This is a genomic window from Shinella sp. 1A1 (assembly GCF_055379515.1).
Genome location: NZ_AP039671.1, coordinates 2,535,941 through 2,551,126, shown reverse-complemented (window position 1 = coordinate 2,551,126; position 15,186 = coordinate 2,535,941). Strand labels below are relative to the sequence as shown.

Below are 15,186 nucleotides of genomic sequence, written 5' to 3'. Positions count from 1 at the left end.
TTGGTCCTCTGTCATACAAGGCCGCGCCCATGATGCAAGGGCGGTGCAGGAGGCGATGCATGGGCAAGAAGCACAAGGACGGCAAGGACGGCAAGAAGGTCAAGAAGAAGAAATCGCACGAGGCGGTCTCGGGTGCCGGGCTTGCCGCCGCGGTCGTCAATGCGGCGCGCTCCATGCGCACGGTGCTTTCGCGCAATCTTCTGGCGACGGGCCTTTATGCCGGGCAGGACGGCGTGATCCTGGCGCTTGCCGAGGAGGGCGGGCTGACGGCCGGGGCGCTCGCCACGCGGCTCGGCGTCAAGGCGCCGACCATGACGCGCACCATCGGCCGGCTTGAGGCGCAGGGTTTCGTCGAGCGCAAGCCCGACGAGATGGACGGGCGCCTCACCGTCGTGCATCTCACCGAGGCCGGGCGCGCCTCCGTCGACCACATCACCGAGGCCGGCCGGCTCAGTGAGCGGCAGGCTGCCGAGGGGCTCAGCGAGAAGGACGTGCGCAATCTCCTCAAACTGCTGCGCGCCATGGACGAGAACCTGCATGCCGGCCTGCCGGATGCGGCCCGCAACGGCGAAAAGCCTGTTGCCGACGACATTTAAACTGTTTAAATAAACGGTTTTAAAGCCGCGTTGCTGCGTGATCGTCGGGGAGGGGTCGTGGCTCAGAAAATCAAGCTTTCCACCATCGCGGAGACGCTCGGCGTTTCCACGGCGACGGTATCGCTTGCGCTCAGGGACAGTCCGCTCGTCGCGGCCGCCACGCGCGACCGGATCAAGGAACAGGCGCGCGCGCTCGGCTATATCTACAACCGGCGCGCGGCGAGCCTGCGCACGTCCCGCTCGGGCATCATCGGCGTCGTCGTGCACGACATCATGAACCCGTTCTATGCGGAAATCCTGAAGGCCATCGAGAGCGAACTCGACCGTGACCGGCAGACCTTCATCCTTTCCAACCACTACGACTCTGTCGAGAAACAGCGCAATTTCGTCGAGACGCTGCTGCAGCTCGGCGGCGACGGGGTGATCATGTCGCCGGCCATCGGCACGCCGCCGGAAGATATCCAGCTCGCCGAGGACAACGGCATGCCGGCGATCCTGATCGCGCGTTCCATCGACGGGCTGGACGTGCCGATCTTCCGCGGCGACGACAGCTACGGCATCTCGCTTGCCACCAACCACCTGATCGGCCTCGGCCACCGCACCATCGCCATGGTGGGCGGCACGGACCAGACCTCCACCGGCCGCGACCGTTACCAGGGCTATGTCAACGCGCTGCGCAAGGCCAATATCGAGGTCGATCCCGGCCTTCGCATTCCGGGCCCGCGCACCAAGCAGGGCGGCTTCGAGGCGGCGGTGCATTTCCTCTCGCTGCCGCAGAAGCCGACGGCGGCCGTCTGTTGGAACGACCTCGTCGCCATCGGCCTGATGAACGGCATCGCCCGCGCCGGCCTCGTGCCCGGCCGCGACGTCTCCGTCACCGGTTATGACGACCTGGAGGAGGCGGCGATCGCCACGCCCGCCCTCACCACCGTCTGGAACGGCCAGTCGGAGGTCGGGCGCAACGCCGCCCGCGCGCTTCTCGACAAGCTCTCCGGCAGCCACGAGCCGGACGGCATCCACCTCATCAAGCCGGAAATGCGCATCCGGCAATCGACCGGACCGCTGAAGCCGCATCCGGAAGGCTGAGGCATTTCAGACCGAAGGAGCTTTCGCCATGGCGGCCAAGACACGCATTCTCGTGCCCGGAACGATCCGCGAGCGGGTGCTCGACCGTCTGAAGGACGTATTCGACATCGTGCGCATCGAGAAGGCCGATCCTGCGCTTCTCGCCCGTTCCGAGGCGGCGAGCATTTCGGGCGTCGCCGTTTCCGGAAGCTTCGATGCGGCGATGATCGAGCATCTGCCTTCGCTGGAGATCATCGCGAGCTTCGGCGTCGGCTATGACGGGATCGACGTGGCGGCCGCCGCCGGGCGCGGCATCGTCGTGACCAATACGCCGGACGTGCTGAACGACGAGGTGGCGGATACCACCGTCGGGCTCCTCATCAACACCGTGCGCCGCCTGCCGCAGGCCGAGACCTGGCTGCGCGAGGGGCGCTGGACGCGGGAGGGCGCGTTCCCGCTGACGCCGCTCAGCCTGCGCGGGCGACGGGCCGGCATCTACGGCCTCGGCCGCATCGGCCTTGCCATCGCCGAGCGGCTGAAGGGTTTTGGCATCGAGATCGCCTATCACACGCGGCGGCCGCGCGAGGGCGTGCCCTATGCCTACCATCCCTCGCTGATGGAACTGGCGGAGGCCGTCGACATCCTGATCGCCATCGTGCCGAAGACGGCGGAGACGCACCGGACGATCGATGCGGCGGTGCTGCGCGCGCTCGGGCCGAATGGCGTGCTGATCAATGTCGGGCGCGGCTGGACGGTCGACGAGGCGGCGCTTGCCGCTGCCCTCCAGGATGGCGTCATCGCCGCCGCGGGCCTCGATGTCTTCTATGACGAGCCGAATGTGCCGGAGGCGCTGCTTTCCGCGCCCAACGCCACGCTGCTGCCGCATGTCGCCTCGGCTTCCGTGGTGACGCGCGATGCGATGGCCGATCTCGTCGCCGACAATCTCCTCTCCTGGTTCGGGCGCGGCGCGGCCCTGACGCCGGTGCCGGAAACGCCCCTGTCGCGAAAAACCGGGTAGGGGCGGGAAAGCCTTCGTTAACCATTCGGCAAGCTTGCAGGCGCATGCTTTTTCCGTTGAGTCGCGATGAAGGAGAGACCCATGAAGACACTGACGATCGCCATCCTGGCCGCTGCCGTGTCGTTCGGTCTCTGGACCTATTGGGGGCAGGAGCGCCCCGGTGTCGATCCCATCGTCTCGGGCTCCATTCCCGCGAAGCCCGCCGCCCACAGCTACACGATTTCCAACGCCGCGGCGAACACGGCCTGCCTTGCCGAGCGCGGCGGCCCGATCTCCAGCCGCAGCGCCCGCTTCGAGGCAGCCGCCGACTGCGACGCCGTCTGGCCGGGACTTGCCAGGGCGCGGACCTGGACCAACAACGGCGACGGCACGGTCGTCGTCGCGGACGCGCAGGGCGAGGCGATCCTGACGGTCGTCGACGGCGATGGGCTTGCCTATGAAGCCGTCGAGCCTGCCGATGCGATGGTCACGATGATCTCTGCTGACTGAGTAGTGTTCGCGCGTTCTGCTATGGGGCCATTACCGGGCTATCAAGTCTTGGCGGCAGTCATGCAGATATCTGCCGTTCTGCAGCCGACCTCTTTAATAGCCGTTCGAGATGCTTACGTTGCCACTCGAGACCTGTCGTTCGTTAAGCTCTGCCAAACGGTAGAGCTGGAGCCGCAGGCCGACGGCCAGTTCTTGTCCAACGAGGGCATGGACCCAAACGGCTTCGTCACATTCTCGCCGGATCACAAAAGCCTACGTTGCTTTAAGCTTACGCAATTGGACTGTCTTGTTTTATTGGGCTAACGCTTCCAGTTCATCTAACAGGCGTGAAAATCTCCTCAACTGATCATATTGCTCTTCGTCGATACCATCCGGATCGAAGTGCATAACATCGTTCCGAATTTCTCGCACCTTATCCATTTCGGCACAAAACACCGTTCTGTCCACTCGCAGACCAAGTTTCGTCCAATTTTCTGGCAATTGGATTATCCGGAGATACTCGCCGAAATTAAGATCTGATACGGATTGAATCCGTTCCTTTCGCTCGGAATCTGCTTCATTGCAAGCATCTCGTAGGGAATCCACCGAAAATCTACCATTCATAAGATTGCGAATCTGGTTTTCTATTTGCCCAATTAGAAGAAATGGCTCAGAAAGAAACTGAAACTGCTCACTAAGATCCGTTGCTGTTACTATCCCAGTGACCTTTTTGTCGACTGAGGAGCGAACAAATACGAACTCGTGATCGATGATTATCTTTGTTGCTTTGAATAAAGCTTCTGTTTCTTCGATGGCGACGGCTGGCTCCATCGCGTCTTTAACTTCCACGATATCATTTTTGTGACTAAGGCGCTTCCCAATGGTTTTCCAACTAATGGTGCCATTAATAGTCCTCTCGTTGGTCATGACGGCCAACTGGGAAAAATCGTGCGCGAGCATCAGAGTGATGGCTTTTTCCACTTTGTCTTGCGGGTTCACCGAGATCACCCCGCAGTTGGCAGCCTTGAGCATACTGACAAGGAAGTTGGCCTCTTTGATCAAGTCGCTATGCTGTTCCGCATCCAAGCTTGGGCTGGCGCCGCCGACCGGCGGATTCTCCGCCTGGCCCTTTTTAAAAATTATCTCGGCATCTATCCAGACTTTGGTGAAATCAGGACTTGTGACGATGCCGGCGGCAGCCAACTCGGTTTGAATTCGCTTGACGACTCCAGTTCTTCGCCGACGAGAGCCAAACCAACGGAGCAGTTCTCTAACTGTGGTTGAAGGGGATTTCCCGTCTGCAACGTCATTTTTGATCTCTTCAAACTCACCATTCATCTGTGCGGACCTTCAAGTTACATCGCCATGGCCTTAAATCCGCCCGCTGCCTCGAACCGGATCAACCCATAGTAATTGCTAGTAAGTGCATGAACGGTTGACGCATGAGTTTTTCCTTCAACGGCTGCCCAATCTTCCGGAATTATTCTTGATCTCCAGGAAGCTCTCACAGGTTAGGGACAGCCGTTACCAACTGGACCGCCGGCATTGGCCACATTGCACGGTATATGTGTTGTGCGTTGATGGCAGCTTTTCCACGGCCCAACTTAAAAGCCGCCGGTTTGCTTCCCACCCCATTTCGGTCGTATCGCCGACCAAAGCAGAAGGTCTGCTTTAGCTATTCGCCAAGGCCGCGTAAAATGACGGAAATGACGGCGCAAAGCTGTCGTGCGGTTACGGCCGCGTAGACCCTACTCAGCCGCCGTCCTGTGTACGAGGCCCTGCCGCGCGGCGGCGTAGTCGCGGACGGCTTGGCCGAAGGCGGCGAAGAGATTGTTGGAGGGCTGGTCGGAGCCGACCCAGTATTCCGGGTGCCACTGGACGCCGACGGCGAAGGCCTTGGCGCCGATGACGGAGACGGCCTCGATGGTGCCGTCGTCCGCGACCGCTTCCACGGCAAGGCGCGGGGCCATTTCGGAGATCGCCTGGCGGTGCAGCGAATTCACCTGCACCTCGCCCGCGCCGATCACCGAGGCGAGGCAGCTGCCTTCCTTGACGAGCACCTTCTGGCGGATGCCGTAGGCGACGTCGAGCACCGGCGTGTCGGGTTTGCGGTGGTCCCACATGCCGGGCTGTTCCTGGATCTCGTTGGCGAGCGTGCCGCCGAGCACGACGTTGAGCTCCTGGATGCCGCGGCAGATGGCGAGAAGCGGGATGCCGCGCTCCAGCGCGCGCTTGATGAGCGGCAGGCTCGTCGCGTCGCGGGCGGTGTCATAGGGGCCTTCCGCGTCGGTGGCCGGCTTGCCGTAGAGCGAGGGGTGGACATTGGTGCGCGAGCCGCTGACCAGAAGCCCGTCGACCCGGTCGAGGATGCCGTCGAAATCGTTGTCGGCCTCGAGCGCCGGAACGAGGAAGACCTGGACGCCAGCGCCCTTGACGGCGGCGCGGACATACTGGTTCGGCGTGGCCTGCCAGACGTTGCCTTCGATTTCCCGGATATCGGCGGGAATGGCGACGACGGGTTTCGACATGATGGGCTCCGGAAAAAGAAATACCAAAAGAGGATTTGCTATCAAATCCCGCGCCAGTCAATTCCCCCTTTCTGGCGAAATGACGACGCGGCAGCGCTTCGCGGGCGGTATGCGGCGCGCTGCGGCGTGCGTGCATCATCACTTTTCAGGGGGTAACCGGACGCAAGTTGTTAACCACCAATTTGCAATCCACGTTTGCAGCGGCGGTTTTTCGCCGGTGCCGCGGCGCAATACTTTGTCGCCGCCGTGTCCGAAAGTTGCGCCGAGCAGATATGGCAGGTTGAATTGCTTTCTTCCAGCGAGGTTATTTGCAATATTTGGTTGAATAAGGCTTCCCCTGGTTGAAGAAGGGTGCAATAATGTCCAAACGTACCCGTCTTATTGGGTAATTTCCCGAAATCATTCATTAAATTTTGGCCGGTAACCCTCGCTCGTCATAGGGAGTGCCGAGTCCATGAAGGATAAGGGTCAAGACACACTGCCGGCCGATGTCTACCTGTCGTTCGTCAGTTCGCTGTACGGGAACCGCCAGACCCTCTTCGTGGGCATGATTTCGCATGTCATCACGCTCGCCTTCGTTTTCGCCAAGACCGCCGATCCCTTCTTTCTCGCCTGGAGCGCGCTCATCGTCCTGATCTGGGGGACGCGCGCGATCGGCATGCGGTACTTCGACCGGGTGGACAAGTCCGCGCTCGGCATGGACGGCATCCGCTACTGGGAAAACTGGTACAATCTCGGCGCCGTCGGCACGACTCTGGCGCTCGGCACGGCCTGTGGCTACAGCCTGCTGGTCAGCCGCGACGCCTTCGCCGAAATCGCCACCATCGCGGTGACCTTCGGCACCATGGTCTCGGTCGTCGGGCGCAACTACGGTTCGCCGCGGACCGTCAACTACATGGTCTTCTCGGCCTGCTTTCCCATCGCGGTCGGCTTCCTCGGCCTGCAGGACTTCTATCACGCGATCCTCGCCTCGCTCGTCATTCCCTTCGCCATGACGACGCGCAGCATGGCGAATGGCGTGCGCACCTTCCTCTACGAGAACGTGCTGGCCGCCCGCGAGCTTGCGACCATCGCCGACCGCTTCGACACTGCGCTCAACAACATGCCGCACGGTCTCTTCATGCTGGATGCGGACCACCGCATCCTTGTCGCCAACCGGCGGGCCTGCGAACTGCTGCATCTCGGCAGCCAGGACCGGCTGAAGGATTGCCATCTCGACGTCGTGCTGCGCTTCGGCGTGCGCAACACCTTCTTCAATGCCGAGCAGAGTAAGACCATCCTGCGCCAGCTCGACGAACTGCTGAAGGGCGAGCGCTCGCGGGCGCTCGTGCAGGTGACGGAAGGGCTCTATCTGGAATTCACCGCCGCCCCGCGTGAGACGGGCGGCGCCGTGCTGATCTTCGAGGACGTGACGGCGCGGGTGCGGGCGGAAAAGAAGATCCTGCACATGGTTCGCTACGACAGCCTTACCGGCCTGCCGAACCGCAGCTATTTCGCCGATCTCGTGCAGGAGGCGCTGGCCGAGCGCAAGAAGCCGGGCACCGTCGGCGTCATGGTCCTCGACGTCGATGACTTCAAGCATGTCAACGACATGAAGGGCCATGTCACCGGCGACCGGCTGCTCTGCGCCATCGCCGAGCGGCTGCGACGATTGACCGGCGACCGCGTCCTGGCCGGCCACCTGATGGGCGACGAGTTCGTGCTCTTCTTCCCGAACGAGGTGAACCGGCGCGATCTCGAGGCGCGGATGCGGCGCTTCCACGAGCAGCTTCGCGGCACATATGAAGTGGAGGGCATGACCCTCTTCGTTTCGTTCAGCGCCGGCTGCGTGACCGTGGCGAGCGACGAGTTCCGGCTGGAGGAGATGCAGATCCGCGCCGACCTTGCGCTGTTCGAGACCAAGTCGCGCGCCAAGGGCAGCCTGACGGTCTTCGAGCAGGAAATGGACGCGCGCTATGTCGACCGCCAGAAGCTGAAGGAAGACCTGCGCGAGGCGCTTGCCGGCGACGCGCTCTCCGTCGCCTACCAGCCGATGTTCGTGCCGGACGGCTCGCGCATCGAGTGCTGCGAGGCGCTGTCGCGCTGGACGCATCCCGAGCGCGGCCCGGTGCCGCCGACCGTCTTCATCCAGGTCGCCGAGGAGATGGGCATCGTCTCGGAGATCACGCGCTTCATGATCGGCCGTGCCTGCACGGACTGCGCGACATGGCCGGCGCATATGGGGGTCTCGGTCAACCTTTCCGTCCAGGACCTGCGGGGCACCGGCATCATCGAGGTGGTCGCGGAGGCGCTGGAGAAGGCGGGGCTGGAGCCGCACCGCCTGCATCTCGAGGTCACGGAAAGCTGCCTGATGGAAGAGCCGGTGAAGGTGCAGGCGATCCTGCAGGAACTGCGCGCCCGCGGCATTACCATCGCCATCGACGATTTCGGCACCGGCTATTCCAGCCTCAGCTATCTCGACCAGCTGCCGCTCGACGTCATCAAGATCGACCGGTCCTTCGTGCGCAATATCGGCGAGGACCCGCGCCGCTTCAAGCTGCTGCGCGGCACCGTGAACCTCTCGCGCGAACTCGGCCTGCGCATCGTCGTCGAGGGCGTGGAGACCGAGGAGCAGCTCGCGCTCATCAACAAATATCACTGCGCCGATCTGGTGCAGGGCTATGTCTTCGCCGCGCCCATGTCGCTGGAGGCGCTGCGCGACCGCTACGAGAGCCTCGGTGGCAATCCGGATGAACCGCGCCGCCGTGGCCGCCGCGTCGCCTGATTTTTCCGCATCCCTGTCATTTCGCTAAGTTCTAATTCCAGCGTATTTATCAGTTTGTTCAAATTTAGCATTAACCATATGGTAAGGTTAATGAATAGTATTTTACACAAATTGTCCTATATCCATGATTATGGAGTCGGCGGCAAAGTGCGGTCGGCTTTTTCGATCGGGGATACGGAAATGGCCAACGGGGAAATGGCGACCAATCGCTTTTCCGAAAAGCTTCTTGGGCTGCTCGACAGGGTGGAATACCGCCGGGTCGAGACGAGTGAGGACATGGAGGACGTCGCGCGGGTCCGCTACAAGGCCTACAAGGCCGGCAGCGTCATGCACCTTGCGGAAGATTCCCACCTGCTGATCGACGAGGTCGATTTCGACAGTCAGGCCTATGTCTTCGGCGTCTATCACGACGAGCGGCTGATCTCGACGGTGCGCCTGCATCATGTGACGCCGGACCACCGTGTCACGTCCTCGGGCAAGGTATTTCCTGATGAGGTCAAGGCCTTCCTCGATGCGGGCATGTCGCTGATCGATCCGGTCCGCCTTGCCGCCGATCCGGAAATCTGGAGCGAGATGCCGGCGATCCCGTATCTGACGCTGCGCCTCGCCACCATGGCGGCGGATTACTTCGATGCCGACCGCGTGTTGCAGATGGTCAAGCCGGCGCATTCCGCTTTCTACCGGCGCGTTTTCGACGGCGATTTCGTCGCCTCGCCGAAGAGCCGGCAGGGCAAGTTCATCATCGACCTGATGCTGATGGCGACCCGCTGCAAGGACGTGCGCTCCTCGCTCTATGCGCGCTTCCCGTTCTTCCAGTCGGAGCCCTTCGAGCGGCGCATGCTCTTTGCCCGCGGCGAGGACATGCCCTTCAGCCCGCTCACCGTGCGCCCGACGGCGCGCCTTGCCGAATCCCATCGGCGGATCCAGCTCTCCGGCAACGCCTACGCGCGCTAAACCCAGCGTCCGGATGTCGCAACGCGGCCGGTTTCGCAAGAAACCGGCCCGTTTTGTTTCGGAAACGATACAGGGCCGAAGCGGGGCCGCGCCTTGCCGTTGCGCTTTGCCGATCCATTGTGTATGGCCAGAAAGACGCGCGCTTTCGCGCTTGAGGGAATCGCCGGCCCGTCCTGGGCCCGGCCTGTTTTAGGCGCTCATCGGGTGGAGCTTTCCGGCTGGCGGGTGCGACTGCTTAGGAGAAGGTGACAATGGCTGAACTTCATAACGGACCGGTCGAACTCGGCGCGCCGATGGACTATCCGGAGCACGAGAAGACCTACAATCTCTTCGTCCATGCCGCCAAGTACGGCACGATGTTCTGCGTCGCGCTGCTGGTCGCCATGGCCGCCGGCTTCTTCACCAGCGCCGGCTTCTTCAGCGCGCTCGTGCTTCTCATCGTTCTCAACGTCGTCGGCTACTTCCTGCTGCGTTGATCTGAAAACCGGATTTTCGGTTTGCCGCGGCGCCATCCGGCGCCGTGATCCAACACGGCCAGTCTCGGGGGGAGGACCACGGTTTGAGTCAGTGTGTTTTTGTTGCGCGGGAGAGCGATCCGGCCGAAGGCCGCGTTGCAGGTTCCGTTGATACCGTCAAGAAAATGAAGGCTTTGGGGCTCGACGTCATGGTCGAGGCCGATGCGGGGCTCGCCTCCCGTATCCTCGATGCCGATTATGAAGCCGCCGGTGCCCGCATCGTCGGAAAGGAAGAGGCGAAGACGGCCGATGTCGTGCTCAAGGTGCGCCGGCCGACCGCTTCGGAGATCGCCGGCTACAAGCCCGGCGCCATCGTCATCGCCACCATGGATCCCTACGGCAACGAGGCCGCCATCGCCGAAATGGCGCGGGCCGGGCTCACCGCCTTCGCCATGGAGCTGATGCCGCGCATCACGCGCGCCCAGTCGATGGACATCCTCTCCTCGCAGGCGAACCTTGCCGGCTACCAGGCCGTCATCGACGCCGCCCATGAATTCGACCGCGCCATGCCGATGATGATGACCGCCGCCGGCACCGTTCCGGCCGCCAAGGTCTTCGTCATGGGCGCGGGCGTCGCGGGCCTGCAGGCCATCGCCACGGCCCGCCGCCTCGGCGCCGCCGTCTCCGCGACGGACGTGCGCCCCGCCGCCAAGGAGCAGGTCGCCTCGCTCGGCGCCAAGTTCATCGCCGTTGAGGACGACGAGTTCAAGGCCGCCGAGACCACCGGCGGCTATGCCAAGGAAATGTCGAAGGAATACCAGGCGAAGCAGGCGGCGCTCGTCGCCGACCACATCGCCAAGCAGGACATCGTCATCACGACGGCGCTGATCCCCGGCCGGCCGGCGCCGCGTCTCGTGACGCGCCAGATGCTGGCCGCCATGAAGACCGGCTCCGTCGCCGTCGACCTCGCGGTCGAGCGCGGTGGCAATATCGAGGGCTCGGAAGCCGGCAAGGTCGTCGAAGTCGAGGGCGTCAGGGTCATCGGCTATCTCAACGTGCCGGGCCGCATTCCGGCCTCCGCCTCGGCGCTCTACGCCAGGAACCTCCTCACCTTCCTCGAGACCATGGTCGACAAGGAAACGAAGACAGTCTCGGTCAATGCCGAGGACGAACTCGTCAAGGCGACAATGCTGACCCATGGCGGGGCCGTGGTGCATCCGAATTTCGGCGGCGCCGTTCATGAAGGGGAGGGCAAGTGATGGCGAATGAACTTCTCGACAAGGCGCTGACCGATCTCGAACGCGCCGTGGAGGCCGTCCGCACCGCCTCCGAATATGTGCCGGACGCGGCCGCAGCCGCGGCGCACGGCGTTTCGGGCGGGGCGATCGATCCCTTCGTCTTCCGGCTTGCGATCTTCGTGCTGTCGATTTTCGTCGGCTACTATGTCGTCTGGTCGGTGACGCCAGCGCTGCACACGCCGCTGATGGCCGTCACCAATGCGATCTCATCGGTCATCGTCGTCGGCGCGCTGCTCGCCGTCGGCATCTCGCTCTCGGGCGTTGCGACCGGCTTCGGCTTCGTCGCGCTGATCCTCGCCTCCGTCAACATCTTCGGCGGCTTCCTCGTCACCCAGCGCATGCTGGCGATGTACAAGAAAAAAGAGAAGTGAGGCCGGCCCGATGAACGCAAACTTCGCAGCCTTCCTCTATCTCGTCTCCGGCGTGCTCTTCATCATGGCGCTGCGCGGCCTGTCGCATCCGACGACCAGCCGGCGCGGCAACATGCTGGGCATGGTCGGCATGGGCATCGCCATCGGCACGACGCTGCTGCTCGCGACGCCCTCCTTCGGCGGCCTCGTGCTCATCGTGCTCGGCCTTGCCATCGGCGGGGGCGCCGGCGCCTATATCGCCCGCTCCATCCCGATGACGTCGATGCCGCAGCTCGTCGCCGGCTTCCACTCGCTCGTCGGCCTTGCCGCCGTGCTGGTCGCCGCCGCCGCGCTCTATTCGCCGGTGTCCTTCGGCATCGGCCAGGTCGGCGAAATCCATGGCCAGGCGCTCGTCGAAATGGCGCTCGGCGCGGCCATCGGCGCGATCACCTTCACCGGCTCGATCATCGCCTTCCTGAAGCTCGACGGGCGCATGTCCGGCAAGCCGATCATGCTGCCCTACCGTCATGTCATCAACATCGTGCTGCTCGCGGCGATCGTCTTCTTCATCGTCGGCCTGACGCTGTCGGAAAGCCATTTCGACTTCTGGCTGATCGTGATCCTGTCGCTGGCCCTCGGCGTGCTGCTCATCGTGCCGATCGGCGGGGCGGACATGCCCGTCGTCGTCTCCATGCTCAACTCCTATTCGGGCTGGGCGGCGGCCGGCATCGGCTTCACGCTCGGCAACCTCGCGCTGATCATCACCGGCGCGCTGGTCGGCTCCTCGGGCGCGATCCTCTCCTACATCATGTGCAAGGGCATGAACCGCTCGTTCATCTCCGTCATCCTCGGCGGCTTCGGCGGCGAGACGGCGGCGGCGGCGGACGACGGCGTCCAGCGCACGGTCAAGCAGGGCTCGGCGGACGACGCGGCCTTCCTGATGGCGAACGCCTCCAAGGTCATCATCGTGCCGGGCTACGGCATGGCGGTGGCGCAGGCGCAGCACGCGCTGCGCGAGCTTGCCGATAAGCTCAAGGAGCAGGGCGTCGAGGTGAAATACGCGATCCACCCGGTCGCGGGCCGCATGCCCGGCCACATGAACGTTCTCCTCGCCGAGGCGAATGTGCCCTATGACGAGGTGTTCGAGCTGGAGGACATCAACTCGGAATTCGCCCAGGCGGACGTCGCCTATGTCATCGGCGCCAACGACGTGACGAACCCGGCGGCGCGCGACGACAAGTCCTCGCCGATCTACGGCATGCCGATCCTCGATGTCGACAAGGCCAAGACCTGCCTCTTCGTCAAGCGCTCCCTCGGCTCCGGCTATGCCGGCATCGACAACACGCTGTTCTACAAGGACGGCACGATGATGCTGCTGGGCGATGCCAAGAAGATGACCGAGGACATCGTCAAGGCGATGAACCACTGATCGCTCGCCGCCGCGTTCTTCGCGGCGGCCTTGCCCCTCATCCCCCTGCCGGGACCTTCTCCCCGCAGGCGGGGAAAAGGGGATGGGGCACCGTTTTCCCCAAGCAAAGAAACCCGCTTTCCGGAAGCCACGCCGTTCGTGCGGCTGGTAACCCTAGCCGCTTGCCGCCTTCTCCCCGCTTGCGGGGAGAAGGTCCCGGCAGGGGGATGAGGGGCGACACCACCTTCACGGTTTGGCGCTTCCCGCCAGCGTCCCCCGCCGTAAGGCGCGGGTCATCGTCCAGGGGGCGACGCCGAAGGTGCGGGCGAGGGCGGTGATGGTTTCGCCGTGGCTGAGGCGCTCGCGGGCGAGGCGGAGCTGCCGGTCGTCGAGCTTGGGCGGTCGGCCGAGGCGGGAGCCGCGCTTGCGGGCCGCAAGAAGGCCCTCGCGGGTGCGCTGCGACAGGGTCAGCCGCTCGAATTCCGCCAGCCCGCCCATGACCGTGTAGAGGAAACGGCCGGTCGGCGTCGTCGTGTCGATGCTGAGCTTGGCGATGTGGAAGTGAATGCCCCGCTGCTGGAGGGCGTCCAGCTCGCCCAGCGTATCCCTTGCCGAGCGATAGGCGCGGTCGAGGTCCCAGATGACGAGGAGGTCGCCGGCCTCAAGGCCGGCGGTGACCGCCTCGTAGACCGGCCGGCGGCGGCTCACCGCCGAAAGTGTCTCGACGTGAAGCTCGTCGCAAAGGTCCCTCAGCCCCTCGATCTGCCGGTCGGGATTCTGGTCGACCGTGCTCACCCTCAGATACCCGATCTTCTTCGCCATGCGCTGCCTTCCGTTTCATGTTGCTTTTTTCAACATAAACGAACGTTTTTGAGCGGGGATATTTGCAGGGATATATTTGTGAAACTGGGCGGCTGATGGCGTGGGAAACAAGTAGAATTCAAGTTTGCGCCAGCGAAAAGGAACAATCAACAAAAACGTTCCTTATCGTTGCCCCAATGAAAATCGCTGAACTGAAAGTGGAGCTTCTGCTCCTCGTCCTCGCCGCCCTGCCGGTCGTGTCCCTCGTCCTGCGCTCTGCGGGCGAATCGAATGTCGTGCAAGTCGTCGAGGCCGCCTTCGTGGACGGCTATCATGTGGACGCGGTGCTGAAGGCCGAAGGCCGCGGCGGGATCGTGAGTGTGTGGATAGAGCAGGGCGGCGTGAGGATGTGCGGCATGGTCGCCCATCTTCCGCGCGGCGAAACGCGGAAGGTGACGGTGCTCTGCCCCGACCTGCGTCCGGAGCCCTTCGAGGTGGGAGCGCAGGCGCGGTAGCGCCGCATGCTGTCAATGCGGTGAGACGGTCAGGCGGTGACGCGCGTGCCGGTCAGGCGGGCTTGGTATTGGCCGCGCCGCGGGTGCGGGCGAGGCCGTCCTTGGCCGGCTTGTAGTTCGGGTCAAGGCGCAGCGCCTGCGAATAGGAGCGCGAGGCCTTGGCCATGTCGCCGCGGCGCTCGTAGATGAGCGCCTGGTTGGCCCAGGATTCGGCCAGCTTGCCGTCGAGGTTGATCGCCGTATTGAAGTCCGAGAACGCGTTGTCGTCGTCGCCGAGCGCCGCGTAGGAAATGCCGCGGCCGTTATAGGGCTCGGCCGAGTTCGGCGAGAGCGAGATGGCCTTGGAGAAGTCCTCGATGGCTTTGTCGTGCTGGCGGCGGGCCTGGTAGATCAGGCCGCGATTGTGATAGGCGCGCGGATCGGTCGTATCGAGCTGGATGGCGCGGTTGAAGTCGCGGAAGGCGTCGTCGAGCCGGCCGGCCTGGCGATAGAGATTGCCGCGGCCGATATAGGCGACGTCGTAGTTCGCGTTGAGCTGCAGCGCCGTGTTGTAGTCGGCGGCCGCTTCCGCCTGCCGGCCCATGCTGCGCTGGACGAGCGCGCGGTTGGCGAAGGCCTGGTAGTAGCGCGGGTTCAGCTCGATGGCGCGGTTGAAGTCGTCGAGCGCGCGGCTGTACTGGCCGGCGCGGCCATAGGCCGAGCCGCGCACGTTGTAGCCTTCCGGATCCTGCGGGTTGGCGGCGATCACGGCCGAGAGCGACGAGATGTTCTCCTGCGAGCCCTGCGCGCGCTCGACTTTCAGCACGTCCGTCGAGGTGGCGGTCGACTGGCAGCCCGCAAGCACGAGGGCGAGCGAGGCGGCGCCGATGGCGGCCATCAGCGGGCGGCGAATGCGAACGGACGAGGAGGAAGAGAGACGATCGGTCGAAAGCCCGGTAGATGCAGCCATGTCCAAGTGCGAATCCT

The 15,186-nt window shown here is 63.6% G+C and carries 15 protein-coding genes; 11 read left to right on the top strand and 4 right to left on the bottom strand.

Annotated elements, in window-relative coordinates:
- The first annotated feature begins 59 nt into the window (after positions 1 to 59).
- The 4 genes from ACZ48C_RS12540 (at position 60) to ACZ48C_RS12525 (ending at position 3,168) form a co-directional block, all read left to right on the top strand.
- Positions 60 to 596, top strand: coding sequence for a MarR family winged helix-turn-helix transcriptional regulator (locus ACZ48C_RS12540; RefSeq protein WP_464781286.1), 537 nt, complete (start codon positions 60 to 62; stop codon positions 594 to 596).
- Positions 597 to 653: 57 nt separating this feature from the next.
- Positions 654 to 1,682 carry a LacI family DNA-binding transcriptional regulator gene (locus ACZ48C_RS12535; protein WP_119256629.1) on the top strand — a complete coding sequence of 343 codons (1,029 nt, stop codon included), beginning with the start codon at positions 654 to 656 and terminating at the stop codon, positions 1,680 to 1,682.
- Positions 1,683 to 1,710: 28 nt separating this feature from the next.
- On the top strand, positions 1,711 to 2,679 hold the full coding sequence (locus ACZ48C_RS12530; RefSeq protein WP_464781285.1) for a 2-hydroxyacid dehydrogenase: 969 nt from the start codon (positions 1,711 to 1,713) through the stop codon (positions 2,677 to 2,679).
- Positions 2,680 to 2,760: 81 nt separating this feature from the next.
- Positions 2,761 to 3,168, top strand: coding sequence for a hypothetical protein (locus ACZ48C_RS12525; protein WP_464781284.1), 408 nt, complete (start codon positions 2,761 to 2,763; stop codon positions 3,166 to 3,168).
- Positions 3,169 to 3,459: 291 nt separating this feature from the next.
- Here ACZ48C_RS12525 and ACZ48C_RS12520 read toward each other — a convergent pair whose 3' ends face one another.
- Positions 3,460 to 4,485 carry a CBS domain-containing protein gene (locus ACZ48C_RS12520; RefSeq protein ID WP_464781283.1) on the bottom strand — a complete coding sequence of 342 codons (1,026 nt, stop codon included), beginning with the start codon at positions 4,483 to 4,485 and terminating at the stop codon, positions 3,460 to 3,462.
- A gap of 410 nt (positions 4,486 to 4,895) precedes the next feature.
- On the bottom strand, positions 4,896 to 5,675 hold the full coding sequence (locus ACZ48C_RS12515; protein WP_464781282.1) for a gamma-glutamyl-gamma-aminobutyrate hydrolase family protein: 780 nt from the start codon (positions 5,673 to 5,675) through the stop codon (positions 4,896 to 4,898).
- A 454-nt stretch (positions 5,676 to 6,129) separates the two neighbouring features.
- On the opposite strand from ACZ48C_RS12515, the gene ACZ48C_RS12510 reads away from it, so the two are divergent.
- The 6 genes from ACZ48C_RS12510 to ACZ48C_RS12485 all read left to right on the top strand — a co-directional run bounded on the left by ACZ48C_RS12510 (position 6,130) and on the right by ACZ48C_RS12485 (position 12,925).
- Positions 6,130 to 8,439, top strand: a complete 2,310-nt coding sequence (locus ACZ48C_RS12510; protein WP_119256634.1) for a putative bifunctional diguanylate cyclase/phosphodiesterase — start codon at positions 6,130 to 6,132, stop codon at positions 8,437 to 8,439.
- Positions 8,440 to 8,619: 180 nt separating this feature from the next.
- Complete coding sequence (locus ACZ48C_RS12505; protein ID WP_318909885.1) at positions 8,620 to 9,393, top strand: N-acyl amino acid synthase FeeM domain-containing protein; 774 nt, start codon at positions 8,620 to 8,622, stop codon at positions 9,391 to 9,393.
- Positions 9,394 to 9,644: 251 nt separating this feature from the next.
- A complete protein-coding gene (locus ACZ48C_RS12500; RefSeq protein ID WP_119256636.1) occupies positions 9,645 to 9,869 on the top strand; it encodes an aa3-type cytochrome c oxidase subunit IV in 225 nt (74 codons plus the stop codon).
- 83 nt (positions 9,870 to 9,952) lie between these two features.
- Positions 9,953 to 11,107, top strand: coding sequence for a Re/Si-specific NAD(P)(+) transhydrogenase subunit alpha (locus ACZ48C_RS12495; RefSeq protein ID WP_464781281.1), 1,155 nt, complete (start codon positions 9,953 to 9,955; stop codon positions 11,105 to 11,107).
- Positions 11,107 to 11,517 carry an NAD(P) transhydrogenase subunit alpha part 2 gene (locus tag ACZ48C_RS12490; RefSeq protein WP_119256638.1) on the top strand — a complete coding sequence of 137 codons (411 nt, stop codon included), beginning with the start codon at positions 11,107 to 11,109 and terminating at the stop codon, positions 11,515 to 11,517. The genes ACZ48C_RS12495 and ACZ48C_RS12490 overlap by 1 nt, the downstream gene beginning before the upstream one ends.
- 10 nt (positions 11,518 to 11,527) lie before the next feature.
- The gene (locus ACZ48C_RS12485; RefSeq protein WP_119256639.1) at positions 11,528 to 12,925 is read left to right on the top strand and encodes an NAD(P)(+) transhydrogenase (Re/Si-specific) subunit beta; all 1,398 of its coding nucleotides are present in this window, start codon (positions 11,528 to 11,530) and stop codon (positions 12,923 to 12,925) included.
- A gap of 225 nt (positions 12,926 to 13,150) precedes the next feature.
- On the opposite strand, the gene ACZ48C_RS12480 is transcribed toward ACZ48C_RS12485, so the two are convergent.
- Positions 13,151 to 13,726: a recombinase family protein gene (locus ACZ48C_RS12480; RefSeq protein ID WP_464781280.1), complete on the bottom strand. Its 576-nt coding sequence runs from the start codon at positions 13,724 to 13,726 to the stop codon at positions 13,151 to 13,153.
- A gap of 176 nt (positions 13,727 to 13,902) precedes the next feature.
- On the opposite strand from ACZ48C_RS12480, the gene ACZ48C_RS12475 reads away from it, so the two are divergent.
- Positions 13,903 to 14,220: a hypothetical protein gene (locus tag ACZ48C_RS12475; protein WP_318909882.1), complete on the top strand. Its 318-nt coding sequence runs from the start codon at positions 13,903 to 13,905 to the stop codon at positions 14,218 to 14,220.
- A 52-nt stretch (positions 14,221 to 14,272) separates the two neighbouring features.
- Here the strand turns inward: ACZ48C_RS12475 and ACZ48C_RS12470 are convergent, their stop codons facing one another.
- A complete protein-coding gene (locus tag ACZ48C_RS12470) occupies positions 14,273 to 15,169 on the bottom strand; it encodes a tetratricopeptide repeat protein (protein WP_119256788.1) in 897 nt (298 codons plus the stop codon).
- Between the last annotated feature and the right edge of the window lie 17 nt (positions 15,170 to 15,186).